The following is a 12,226-nucleotide window of genomic DNA, read 5'->3' on the forward strand; positions in this document are numbered from 1 at the left end:
AGATCACAATGACTTGCGCACCAGTGCCACACAGCCGGTGCGTTGACCATGCTGCGAGCGCGCAGCCAAGAAGACGCGGTCCGCAGAGATGCGGTCTCGTGAAGTACAGAGGGACGGGGGGAGTGCTTCGGTGACCGACCCCGTTTCAGAGACGTGGCACACGCTGCTCTCCACACTTCGCGAAGATGATCGAGTCCCTGCTTCCCTGCTCGGGTTCCTCGGACTGGTCGAAGCCAAGGGCGTCATGAGCGGCGCGCTGCTGCTCGAGGTCCCCAACGACATGACCCGCACGATGATCGAGACTCGTGCGCGCGTGCCCATGCTCGCTGCGATCGCGGAACTCGGCGAGCCGGAGATCAAGACCTTCGCGGTTCTCGTCAACCCGGATGCGGCTCCGCGAGCTTCGGTCAGTGACCCGCTCGCCTCGCACGATTACATCGAGGTCGCTCCGCCGCGGGCCGCGCCCACCCCGACCAGCTCGGTGAACGTCGTCGAAGCAGAATCCGTCGGTCATCATTCGTCCTCAGATCAAGGCGCGCGCACGCAGCCGGACCCTGAATCGCGGCTCAACCCGCGGTACACGTTCGACAACTACATCATCGGTGGGTCGAACCGATTCGCGCACGCGGCTGCCGTCGCCGTCGCTGAAGCGCCGGCACGTTCGTACAACCCGCTGTTCGTGTACGGCGGCTCTGGGCTCGGCAAGACGCACATGCTCCACGCCATCGGCAACTACGCCGAATCGATCTACCCGGGCATCCAGGTCAGGTACGTCTCGAGCGAAGAGTTCACCAACGACTTCATCAACTCGATCGCGAACAACCGGACGCAGTCGTTCCAGGCGCGCTACCGCGACAACGACATCCTGCTGATCGACGACATCCAGTTCCTCCAGGGCAAGGATTCGACGCAGGAAGCGTTCTTCCACACGTTCAACACCCTGCACGAGCACAACAAGCAGGTCGTCATCACGAGCGACCTCCCACCGAAGCAGCTGACAGGGTTCGAAGACCGGATGCGCTCCCGATTCGAGTGGGGCCTCATCACCGATGTGCAGTCGCCCGACCTCGAGACGCGCATCGCGATCCTCCGGAAGAAGTCGCAGGTCGACAACCTGCTGATCCCGGACGATGCGCTCGAGTTCATCGCGGCACGGGTCTCCTCGAGCATCCGTGAGTTGGAGGGCACGCTCATCAGAGTCACCGCCTACGCCAACCTCAATGGCGAGAAGGTCGACCTGGCGCTGGTCTCCACAGTGCTGAAGGACCTGGTGTCCGATCAGGACACGGGCATCGTTTCTCCCGTGGACATCATCAATCGGACGGCTGCGTACTTCCAGCTGACGGTGGACGACCTCTACGGATCCTCCCGATCGCAGGCGATCGCCACGAGCCGGCAGATCGCCATGTACATCTGCAGGGAGATGACGAACCTGTCTCTCCCCAAGATCGGGCAGCTGTTCGGGGGGCGCGACCACACGACGGTGATGTACGCGCACCGCAAGATCACGAAGCTCATGACCGAGCGCCGCGACGTCTACAACCAGGTCACGGAGCTCACCGCGCGCATCCGCCAGAACGGAAACGGACGCTCCTGAGCGCCCTCCAGCTCCGCATCACGGGCCCTCGGGCACGGATGCGGAGTTTTTCTTGCCCTCAGGGCCTGTGGATAACTTGTGGACTGTGGAATCGACACGCGAGCACGAACTGTGGAAAACACGCTCGGCGCTGTGGAGTCCGAGAAGTTGTGCACCCCAGTGCTCGTCAGCGTGCACAGGGCGTCCACCGCTCCGCCACAACTTACATTTTTGTAGTTCCCAGGCAGCCGCTGGGGAGTACGGAGTTATCCACAGTGTGCACAGCTGTTAATACGATGATGACAAGAAATCTATTGATATTGGGCGAGTCGATGACATTGGTGAACGGTGGTCGGCCGGCCCTCGCGGGACTGGTATTTTCGCGTGCGCGACGACGGGCTCGTGCCGTGGCAGGCAGCACAGGATGCTCTGACGCTCGGGCACAACACACCGAATCTGGGCGGCTACCATTGGGGCATTCCAACGAGAGGAACGCCTAGTGAAGTTTGTGGTCAACCGTGACGTCTTCAGCGATGCGGTGTCGTTTGTCGTCAAGCTTCTGCCTCAGCGCCCGACCCTCCCCATCCTCAGCGGTGTCGTCGTCGAGGTCGGCGAAGCAGGGGTCACGCTCTCGTCATTCGACTACGAGGTCTCCAGCCGCACCAGCATCGACGCTGATGTGCAGGAACCGGGAGCCGTCCTCGTGCAGGGACGCCTCCTCGCTGACATCGCGAATCGACTTCCTCAGGCTCCCGTCGAGCTGAGCCGCGACGACTCCGGAGTCGTCATCCGCTGCGGCAGCGCGTCGTTCCATCTGCCGACGATGCCGATCGAGGAGTTCCCGAGCCTGCCCGTCGTCGAAGGCGCGAGCGGTTCCATCGCCGGCGACGTGTTCTCGGAAGCCATCTCCCAGGTCGCGGTCGCAGCCTCTCGCGAAGACGTCGCCCCCGTGATCACGGGTGTGAACCTCTCGCTGCAGGCCGATTCGATGAGCCTCGTCGCCACCGACCGCTACCGCGTCGCAGTGCGGACCATCGAGTGGCAGAGCTCCCTCACCGAGATCGAGACAGCTCTCGTGCCGGCCAAGACACTCGCCGAGGTCGGCAAGTCGCTCGGCAGCTCCGGTGAGATCACGATCACGCTCGTCAAGGACGACATCCGTGAGCTCATCGCCTTCTCCGCTGGCAACAAGACCGTCACCTCGCTCCTCATCAAGGGCAACTTCCCCGCAGTGGAGCGGCTCTTCCCCGCTGAGACGCCGCACTACGCAGTGCTGACGGTCAGCGACATCGTCGACGCGGTTCGTCGCGTGCAGCTCGTGCTCGAGCGCGAGGCAGCCCTGCGCTTCACGTTCACGACCGAGGGCCTCCACCTCGAAGCGCTCGGCAGCGAGCAGGCGCAGGCCAGCGAGAACCTCGACGCAGTCCTGCACGGCAACGACATGGTCGTCTCGCTCAAGCCGCAGTTCCTGCTGGATGGCGTCGGCGCCATCCACTCGCCGTTCGTGCGCATCGCGTTCACGAACTCCGAGAACCCCAACAAGCCGGGCCCCGTGCTGCTCACGAGCCAGACCTCGCGCGACGAGGGCGAGTCGACGAACTACCGCTACCTGCTGCAGCCGAATCTGCTCATGCGGTAACCAGTGCACGTCACCCGTCTGCAGCTGCACGACTTCAGGAACTACGAGTCCGCCGACCTGTCGCTGGGGCCCGGCGCCCACCTGTTCGTCGGCTCCAACGGCCAGGGCAAGACCAACCTCGTCGAGGCGATCGGCTACCTGGCCACGCTCGGCTCGCACCGAGTCTCCAGTGACCAGGCGCTTGTGCGCTTCGGCCAGGAGTTCGCCGTGGTCAAGATGGAACTGGCTCACGAGACTCGCTCGCTGCACCTGGATGTGCAGATTGCGAGTTCCGGTGCGAACAAGGCGAGGGTCGGCGGCCAGAATGTCAGGTCCCGCGACCTGGCTCGGTACTTCGCAAGCGTGCTGTTCGCTCCGGAGGATCTCACGCTCGTGCGTGGTGAGCCTGGCGCTCGGCGACGGTTCCTCGATTCCCTGCTCGTGACCCATTCGCCGAAGCTCGGCGGCGTGATCGCCGACTACGAGCGGGTCTTGCGACAGCGGAACTCGTTGCTCCGATCGATGCGGGGCCCGCGATCGTCGGAAGCGATGATCGCGACACTGGATGTGTGGGACGAGCGGATGCTGGAGCTCGGCTCCCAGATCATCGCCGAGCGGCTGCTGCTCTGCGATCGGCTGCTTCCGCACCTCGCCGGTTCGTACCAGCGTCTGGTCGGCGCGGACCATCGGCCGACGCTGTCGATGCGCGTCTCCGCCTTCGGCCACGCTGCCTCTGTCATGGGTGACGCCGATGGCGAGGGCGCGGAAGTCGAAGGCGGCGAGGTCACGACCGCGGAGATCCGTGACCGATTCACCGCGCAGCTCGCCGAGATGCGTCCTCGCGAGCTCGAACGAGGCGTGAGCCTCGTCGGCCCCCACCGCGATGACGCCGTGTTCTGGCTCAACGGTCTGCCGGCGCGAGTCACGGCGAGTCACGGTGAATCCTGGTCGTTTGCGCTTGCCCTCAAGCTCGCGGCCGCCGAATTGGTGCGCAGCGAGTCACGCGCGGGCGATCCGGTGCTCATCCTCGACGACGTGTTCGCGGAGCTGGACGCCTCGCGCCGGTCCCGCCTCGCGGAGGCGATCGGTGATTTCGAGCAGGTCCTCATCACGGCCGCGGTCCTCGAGGACGTTCCTGAGGGGCTGCGCTCGCAGATCATCCGGATCAGTGCCGGCACGATCCAGACGGGGGCCGCCGATGAGTGAGGGTGCAGAGGTCTACGCGCGGTTCAAGGAGGTCTTCGGCGGGAAGACGACGTCGCTTCGCCGACGCCTTGCGGCGAAGGCCAAGGATGCGGAGGGCACCGAGCTGTCCGAGCCGTTCGGCTTCGGACGTGATCCTGTCGCCGCTGGATCGGCCCTTGCGGCCCTGACCAGGCAATTCGGTTGGAACGGACCGCTCAAGCAGGCCGAGCTGATGGACGCGTGGCCCGAGATCGTGGGCAAGGAGACGGCGGCGCATTCCACTCCGCTGCACATCGAGGACGGCGTGCTGCTGGTGCAGTGCGATTCGACTGCGTGGGCGACGCAGCTCCGAGGGATGCAGACGATGCTGCTCACGAACCTCACCGAGAGGTACGCGGAAGCGAAGGTCGAGCGCATCCGCTTTCTGAACCCGGGTGCCCCCTCGTGGAAACGCGGTCCCAGATCGGTTCCAGGGCGTGGTCCACGCGATACCTACGGTTGACAAGGCAAATACGGTACGTCCCCTTGTTTTCGTCGCTTCACGCTCCATTTTCGGGCCTCGAGTCGTGTTCCTTGGTAGACTGAACAGTCGCTAGATCCGCGTCGCGCGAGTTTGCTCGCAACGCGGATCTTGCATGTCGCCACACAGCAAGGAGACGCCCGAGTTATGGCATCAGAAACTTCCGACCCCGAGAACACGACTGAGACGCCAGACGACGCTCTGCAGTCGGACGGTCCAGGAACGTCGGAAGGCCAGGAGGGGGCTCCCGCCGAGGTGGTCGAGGCCCGCTCGCAGAACGATCGGGTTGAGAACGACTACGGCGCAGGCCAGATTCAGGTGCTCGAGGGGCTCGAAGCCGTTCGCAAGCGCCCTGGCATGTACATCGGATCCACCGGTCCCGAGGGGCTCCACCACCTCGTGTACGAGATTGTGGATAACTCTGTGGATGAATCGCTCGCGGGGTACTGCGACGACATCCAGGTGACGCTGCAGGACGATGGAGCCGTGCGCGTTCGGGACAACGGTCGAGGCATCCCGGTCGAGCTGCACCCCGTCGAGGGCATCTCCACCCTCGAGGTTGTCCTCACCAAGCTGCACGCCGGCGGAAAATTCGGCGGCGGCGGATACGCGGTCTCTGGTGGTCTCCACGGCGTTGGCTCCTCCGTCGTGAACGCCCTGTCGTACCGCCTCATCGCGCAGGTCAAGCGCGACGGCTTCGAGTGGGAGATGGACTTCGAGAACGGCGTGCCGACCGGGAACATCCGGAAGGGCGAGCCGACCGAAGACACGGGAACGACCATCACGTTCTACGCGAACTCCGAGATCTTCGAGACCGTCGAGTACGACTTCGAGGTGCTCCGCGCCCGCTTCCAGCAGATGGCGTTCCTCAACAAGGGCCTGCGCATCTCGCTCGCAGACGACCGCGACCAGTCGACCCTCACGGGCGATGGACTCGCCGCGCAGATCACTGAGCTGCAGGACGAGACCGCCGCTGACATCGACGACGCCGAGCGCACGGAGACCGGCGAGCCGAAGGCCGTCACCGAATCCATCGAGATCCCGCAGAAGCGCGCGCAGACGTACCTGTTCGAGCGCGGACTCGTCGACTACGTGCAGCACCTCGTCAGCCGTCGCAAGAAGCAGCCGGTGCACGAGGAGATCATCGAGGTCAACGCCGAGGACACCGAGCGCAAGATCTCGCTCGAGCTGGCGATGCAGTGGATCGACTCCTACTCGGAGTCCATCCACTCGTTCGCGAACACGATCAACACGAAAGAAGGCGGCACGCACCTCGAGGGGTTCCGCGCCGCCCTCACGACGGTCGTCAACCGGTACGCGCGCGAGAAGAACCTCATCAAGGAGAAGGACGAGAACTTCTCGGGTGAGGACGTCCGCGAAGGGCTCGCCGCCGTCATCTCCATCAAGCTCGGCGAACCTCAGTTCGAAGGTCAGACGAAGACGAAGCTCGGCAACACCGAGGCGAAGTCGTATGTGCAGCGCATCGTCGGCCAGGCGCTCCAGGACTGGTTCGACCGCAACCCCTCGCAGGCCAGGGACATCATCCGCAAGGCCGGCCAGGCATCCGCTGCCCGCCTCGCCGCCCGTCGTGCACGCGAGCAGACCCGACGCAAGGGCCTCCTCGAGACCGGCGGCATGCCGGGCAAGCTCAAGGACTGCCAGTCGAAGGACCCGACACGCTCCGAGGTCTTCATCGTCGAGGGTGACTCGGCCGGTGGCTCGGCAGTTCAGGGGCGCGACCCTGAGACGCAGGCGATCCTCCCGCTGCGCGGGAAGATCCTGAACGTCGAGAAGGCCCGCCTCGACCGCGCCCTGCAGAACAACGAAGTGCAGTCGATGATCACAGCGTTCGGCGCCGGGCTCGGCGACGACTTCGACCCTGACAAGGTCAGGTACCACAAGATCATCCTCATGGCAGACGCCGATGTCGACGGCCAGCACATCACGACGCTGCTGCTCACGCTGCTCTTCCGCTACATGCGTCCGCTCGTGGAGCTCGGCTACGTGTTCCTCGCGCAGCCCCCGCTCTACCGCATCAAGTGGTCCAACGCGGCGCACGACTTCGCCTACTCCGACCGTGAGCGCGACGCGATGCTCGCAGACGGCAAGGCGGCCGGTCGCCGCATTCCCAAGGACAACGCCATCCAGCGCTACAAGGGACTCGGCGAGATGAGCTACCAGGAGCTCTGGGAGACGACGATGGACCCCGCCGTGCGCACGCTCCTGCAGGTCAAGGTGAGCGACGCGGAAGCGGCTGACGCCGTGTTCAGCACGCTCATGGGCGAGGACGTCGAATCGCGCCGGACCTTCATTCAGCAGAACGCGCACGACGTGCGCTTCCTCGATATCTAAGGCACACAGGCACATCTATGGCTGAAGAACGCGTCACAACCACCAACGCCGACGGCGAAGACCGCATCGGGCAGGTCGACCTGCAGCTCGAGATGCAGCGCTCGTACCTCGACTACGCGATGAGCGTCATCGTCGGTCGAGCGCTCCCCGAGGTGCGCGACGGGCTCAAGCCCGTGCACCGCCGTGTCATCTACGCGATGTACGACGGCGGCTACCGCCCAGACAAGGCGTTCTCGAAGTGCGCCCGCGTCGTCGGAGACGTCATGGGGCAGTTCCACCCGCACGGCGACTCGGCGATCTACGACGCCCTCGTCCGCCTCGTCCAGCCGTGGTCGCTGCGGTACCCGCTTGCCCTCGGCCAGGGGAACTTCGGCTCCGCCGGCAACGACGGCGCCGCCGCCCCGCGATACACCGAGACCAAGATGGCGCCACTCGCGCTTGAGATGGTCAGGGACATCGACGAGGACACCGTCGACTTCCAGGACAACTACGACGGCCGCACGCGCGAGCCCGCCGTGCTGCCCGCCCGCTTCCCGAACCTCCTGGTCAACGGCTCCGTGGGCATCGCCGTCGGTATGGCCACGAACATCCCGCCGCACAACCTCCGTGAGGTCGCGGCTGGTGCGCTGTGGCACCTCGAGCACCCGGATGCGACCCGCGAGGAGCTCATGGACGCGCTCATGGAGCGCATCCACGGCCCTGACTTCCCGACCGGTGCCCAGATCCTCGGCATCAAGGGGATCCAGGAGGCGTACCGCACCGGTCGCGGCTCCATCACGATGCGCGCTGTCGTCGCGATCGAGGAGATCCACGGGCGCACGTGCCTGGTCATCACGGAGCTGCCGTACCAGGTCAACCCAGACAATCTCGCACTGAAGGTCGCCGAGCTCGTCAAGGACCAGCGCCTCACCGGCATCGCCGACATCCGCGACGAGTCCTCCGGTCGAACCGGTCAGCGCCTCGTCATCGTGCTCAAGCGCGACGCCGTCGCCAAGGTCGTGCTCAACAACCTCTACAAGCACACGCAGCTGCAGGAGAACTTCGGCGCGAACATGCTCGCGATCGTCGACGGCGTGCCCCGCACGCTCGCGATCGACGGCTTCATCACGGCGTGGGTGCAGCACCAGGTAGAGGTCATCGTGCGCCGCACCAAGTTCCGCCTCAAGAAGGCGGAAGACGAGGTTCACATCCTCCGCGGCTACCTCAAAGCGCTCGACATGCTCGATGAGGTCATCGCGCTCATCCGCCGGTCGCCGACCGTCGAAGAGGCCCGCACGGGACTCATGGAGCTACTCGACGTCGACGAGCTGCAGGCCAGCGCCATCCTGAACCTCCAGCTGCGCCGCCTCGCCGCGCTCGAGCGCCAGAAGATCATGGAAGACGCAGCGCGTCTCGAAGCGATGATCGCCGAGTACAAGGAGATCCTCGCCGACCCGGTGCGTCAGCGCACCATCATCGCGGATGAGCTGCAGGAAGTCGTCGACAAGTTCGGCGACGATCGACGCACCGAGATCCTGCGAGGCTCCGGCGGCGACATGACCGACGAGGACCTCATCCCGGAAGAGGAGATGGTCGTCACCGTCACGCGCGGCGGCTACATCAAGCGCACGCGCAGCGACAACTACCGTTCACAGCACAGGGGCGGCAAGGGCATCAAGGGCGCCCAGCTCCGCGCGGACGATGTGGTCGAGCAGTTCTTCGTGACGACGACGCACCACTGGCTGCTCTTCTTCACGAACCTCGGCCGGGTGTACCGGGCCAAGGCGTATGAGCTCATCGAGGCCGGCCGGGATGCGAAGGGGCAGCACATCGCGAACCTGCTGCCGCTGCAGCCCGACGAGAAGGTCGCGCAGATCCTCGACATCAGCGACTACCGCCAGGCGCAGTACCTCGTGCTCGCCACCCGCGAGGGGCTCGTCAAGAAGACGGCGCTCACCGAGTACGACACGAACCGCCAGGCCGGCATCATCGCCGTCAACCTGCGCGAGGGCGACGAGCTCGTCTCGGCGATGCTCGCCGACGAGTCCGACCACGTGTTCTGCGTCTCCCACCTCGGAATGTCGCTTCGCTTCGAGGCGAACGACGAGGCGCTCCGGCCCATGGGCCGCTCCACGTCCGGCGTCAAGGGCATGTCGTTCCGCGACGGCGACTACCTGCTCACTGCAGCGGTCACCTCGAGTGATGACGCCTACGTGTTCATCGTCACGGAGGGCGGATACGCGAAGCGGACGTCGGTGTCGCAGTACCGCATCCAGAAGCGCGGCGGCCTCGGCATCAAGGTCGCGAAGCTGAACGAGGAACGCGGCGGGCTCGCCGGCGCGCTGCTCGTCCACGACGCCGAAGAGGTGCTGGTCATCCTCGCCTCCGGCAAGGTCGTGCGCTCCAACGTCGCCGAGGTCTCCGTGACCGGACGCGACTCCATGGGCGTGACATTCGCGAGGCTCGACAACAGCGACTACGTGATCGCGATCGCGCAGAACGCCGACCGTGAGCTCGAGAAGGAAGACGAGGCGGGCGAGGACGGCGAATCCGCCGGCGCCACCGCCTCGGACGACACCGAGTCGGAGACCGAGGCGACCCCTGATGCCTCCAGCGATGGGGAGAGCACGACTGCCGAGAGTGACGAGAGTGAGACTGTGGCAGACTCGGTCACGTCGTTCGAGCAGGACGAGACCGAAGACTGAGGTACTGATCTATGACGAGCGTTGCTGACAAGCTGGCCCAGAAGTCCAGCAAGAAGACTGCGAGCAAGCAGGTGCGCCTCCGTTTGGTGCACATCGACTTCTGGTCTGTCGTGAAGTTCTCCTTCCTGCTGTCGATCTGCTTTGGCATCATCACCATCGTTGCGACGTTCCTCATGTGGACGGTCATCGAGAACACGGGTGTGCTGGGGAGCGTCAACAACCTCCTCAACGACGTCTCCGGTTCGGCAGGCGTTGGAGTCGATGACTTCGTCACGCTGCCGCAGCTCATGCTCTTCTCGCTGGTCGTGGCGCTCCTCAACCTCGTCGCGGGCACTGCCCTCGGCGCGGTCGCGGCGTTCCTCTACAACCTCGCGGTGAAGGTCACGGGAGGCCTCGTGTTCGGTTTCACGAACAGCTAGCGGCTCGATTTCCCCTGCGGTGCACTTTTCGTGTATGTTGGGGCAGTCGCTTCGGGGGCTATAGCTCAGGCGGTTAGAGCGCTTCGCTGATAACGAAGAGGTCCCAGGTTCAAGTCCTGGTAGCCCCACGGTTCGACACTGAAGGTTGGTGTCGTTTCCACCCCGAACGGGGCCTTAGCTCAGTTGGTAGAGCGCCTGCTTTGCAAGCAGGATGTCAGGAGTTCGAATCTCCTAGGCTCCACGGTGACACAGAACCCCGGTCAGAGAAATCTGACCGGGGTTCTTCTGTGTGAGTCGGCCCATCCGGGGCGGACTTGCGGCCGCTTCAGGCGAGTCTGGACGACCACAACCCCGCCCTCGGCATCCGGCCTTCCCGTACGGGTGCTCGTACAGGGCGAGCGGTTCGTCCGGGAGATCGCCGAGCGCTGTCGTCATGCGCCCAGGAGGCGTTGCCAGTCCGAGGGAACACGTTCCTTCGGCCCCGGAACCGTCTGCGACCGTGGGTGGCTGTGCGGCGCGTGCAGCGTCGGCCCGTCGAACATCGTCTCCGTCGCGTAGTCCCAGAACCACACCTCGTCAGGCTCGTAGCTGCAGATGACCTGATGACCCGTTGCGTGAACGTGCTTCGTCGCATGCGTGTTCAGGGAGTCGTCGCAGCAGCCGATGTGGCCGCAGAACGTGCAGCGACGCAGGTGCAGCCACCAGTTGCCCGACTCCTCGCACTCCACACAACCCGGACCGGACGGTGGGACGTCCGGTTTGATGTACTGATCAACACCCGTCATCGCCGCGCTCCCTCGTTGGACTGCCGAACGGAGGGTCGGCCGGGGATGTGCCCGAACCGCCCATCTGGGACTCACACTAGGCCGTTGGTCTCGAGACACCCTCCGACGTCCGTCGCGCACCCGTTCGACGCCCGTCGAAGGTCGACCGGTCGGCAGCGGTGCTCCCGGACGGCACGCCAGCGCACGTCGCTCATGCGGTCAGTCGACGAAGGCATCGGGAAACAGCTCGGCGGCATCCACACCGGGTGAGTAGGCGGCCAGATCGCTCACGCCCGCATCCGCGAGCACGTCTTCGCACAGCAGCGTCTCGCCCTGGTACCGGCCGCGCTGCGCCGTGAGGACGACGTGCGCGGCATCCGCGTACAGCTCTGGAGTCCGACTGCGCCGCATGAGCTCCTCGCCGCCGATGATGTTGGCGACGGCGGCGGTCTGGATGGTCGTGCGCGGCCAGAGGGTGTTCGCCTCGACTCCCTTCTCGGCGAGCTCGGCACCGATGCCGAGCGTCGCGAGCGTCATGCCGTACTTCGCGGTCATATACGCAGGGTAGGCGCCGAGCCACCTCGCCGACAGGTTCAGGGGAGGTGAGAGCGACAGGATGCGAGCATCCGCCGACCCCAGCAGGTGCGGCAGCGCGGCACGCGACAGCATGAACGTGCCCCGCTGGTTGATCTGATGCATCAGGTCGTAGCGCTTCTCGTCGATGTCGAGCGTCGACCGCAGGTCGATGGCGCTCGCGTTGTTGACGACGATGTCGATGCCGCCGAACTCGACGACCGCCGTATCGACCGCCCGCTGCAGGTCGGAGTCGTCACGGACGTCGCCCACGACCGGCAGAGCGCGCCCACCGGCCTCGCGTACCTCCTCAGCGGCCGTGTAGACCGTGCCGGGCAGCTTCGGGTGGGACTCACCGGTCTTCGCCAGGAGCACGACGTTCGCTCCATCGCGTGCCGCGCGCTTCGCGATCGCGAGTCCGATGCCGCGGCTCCCGCCGGACATGATGATGGTCTTCCCAGCGAGGGAACCTGTCTGCGCTGACTGGGTCAAATCCGCACCTCCGTGTGCATCGTGGACACGCTTACGCTACCCA

General features: G+C 65.2%; 9 protein-coding genes and 2 tRNA genes. 9 read left to right on the plus strand and 2 right to left on the minus strand.

Translation table 11 applies throughout. The features are described 5' to 3' along the window. The first annotated feature begins 130 nt into the window (after window positions 1-130). The 9 genes from dnaA (at window position 131) to C5B97_RS03650 (ending at window position 10,595) form a co-directional block, all read left to right on the plus strand. Window positions 131-1,597 (plus strand): chromosomal replication initiator protein DnaA, encoded by a 1,467-nt coding sequence (gene dnaA, locus C5B97_RS03610; RefSeq protein ID WP_258067911.1) that lies wholly within the window; start codon window positions 131-133, stop codon window positions 1,595-1,597. Window positions 1,598-2,075: 478 nt separating this feature from the next. Then, entirely contained in the window at window positions 2,076-3,215 is a 1,140-nt protein-coding gene (gene dnaN / locus C5B97_RS03615; protein WP_104310790.1) for a DNA polymerase III subunit beta, read from the plus strand. A 3-nt stretch (window positions 3,216-3,218) separates the two neighbouring features. After that, window positions 3,219-4,400, plus strand: coding sequence for a DNA replication/repair protein RecF (gene recF / locus C5B97_RS03620; RefSeq protein WP_104310791.1), 1,182 nt, complete (start codon window positions 3,219-3,221; stop codon window positions 4,398-4,400). Beyond that, complete coding sequence (locus C5B97_RS03625; RefSeq protein ID WP_104254431.1) at window positions 4,393-4,881, plus strand: DUF721 domain-containing protein; 489 nt, start codon at window positions 4,393-4,395, stop codon at window positions 4,879-4,881. The genes recF and C5B97_RS03625 overlap by 8 nt, the downstream gene beginning before the upstream one ends. Window positions 4,882-5,046: 165 nt before the next feature. Further along, entirely contained in the window at window positions 5,047-7,251 is a 2,205-nt protein-coding gene (gyrB, locus tag C5B97_RS03630; RefSeq protein ID WP_104310792.1) for a DNA topoisomerase (ATP-hydrolyzing) subunit B, read from the plus strand. Between the two features lie 17 nt (window positions 7,252-7,268). Further along, window positions 7,269-9,935, plus strand: a complete 2,667-nt coding sequence (gyrA, locus tag C5B97_RS03635; RefSeq protein ID WP_104310793.1) for a DNA gyrase subunit A — start codon at window positions 7,269-7,271, stop codon at window positions 9,933-9,935. 11 nt (window positions 9,936-9,946) lie between these two features. Continuing rightward, window positions 9,947-10,354, plus strand: a complete 408-nt coding sequence (locus C5B97_RS03640) for a DUF3566 domain-containing protein (RefSeq protein WP_104254434.1) — start codon at window positions 9,947-9,949, stop codon at window positions 10,352-10,354. A 54-nt stretch (window positions 10,355-10,408) separates the two neighbouring features. Next, a tRNA-Ile gene (locus tag C5B97_RS03645) sits at window positions 10,409-10,482 on the plus strand. Window positions 10,483-10,522: 40 nt separating this feature from the next. Then, a tRNA-Ala gene (locus tag C5B97_RS03650) sits at window positions 10,523-10,595 on the plus strand. Between the two features lie 190 nt (window positions 10,596-10,785). On the opposite strand, the gene C5B97_RS03655 is transcribed toward C5B97_RS03650, so the two are convergent. Together C5B97_RS03655 and C5B97_RS03660 are read right to left on the minus strand one after the other, a co-directional pair. Continuing rightward, window positions 10,786-11,139, minus strand: a complete 354-nt coding sequence (locus C5B97_RS03655) for a UBP-type zinc finger domain-containing protein (protein WP_104310794.1) — start codon at window positions 11,137-11,139, stop codon at window positions 10,786-10,788. A 198-nt stretch (window positions 11,140-11,337) separates the two neighbouring features. Beyond that, a complete protein-coding gene (locus C5B97_RS03660) occupies window positions 11,338-12,183 on the minus strand; it encodes an NAD(P)-dependent oxidoreductase (RefSeq protein WP_258067913.1) in 846 nt (281 codons plus the stop codon). Between the last annotated feature and the right edge of the window lie 43 nt (window positions 12,184-12,226).

This window comes from Pseudoclavibacter sp. RFBB5 (assembly GCF_002931555.1).
Classification (GTDB): domain Bacteria; phylum Actinomycetota; class Actinomycetes; order Actinomycetales; family Microbacteriaceae; genus Pseudoclavibacter.

Excerpts from the sequence above, each read along its gene's own strand:
- C5B97_RS03625 (WP_104254431.1), top strand. The coding sequence starts at position 4,393 with ATGAGTGAGGGTGCAGAGGTCTACGCGCGGTTCAAGGAGGTCTTCGGC.
- gyrB (WP_104310792.1), top strand. The coding sequence starts at position 5,047 with ATGGCATCAGAAACTTCCGACCCCGAGAACACGACTGAGACGCCAGAC.
- gyrA (WP_104310793.1), top strand. The coding sequence starts at position 7,269 with ATGGCTGAAGAACGCGTCACAACCACCAACGCCGACGGCGAAGACCGC.
- C5B97_RS03640 (WP_104254434.1), top strand. The coding sequence starts at position 9,947 with ATGACGAGCGTTGCTGACAAGCTGGCCCAGAAGTCCAGCAAGAAGACT.
- C5B97_RS03655 (WP_104310794.1), bottom strand. The coding sequence starts at position 11,139 with ATGACGGGTGTTGATCAGTACATCAAACCGGACGTCCCACCGTCCGGT.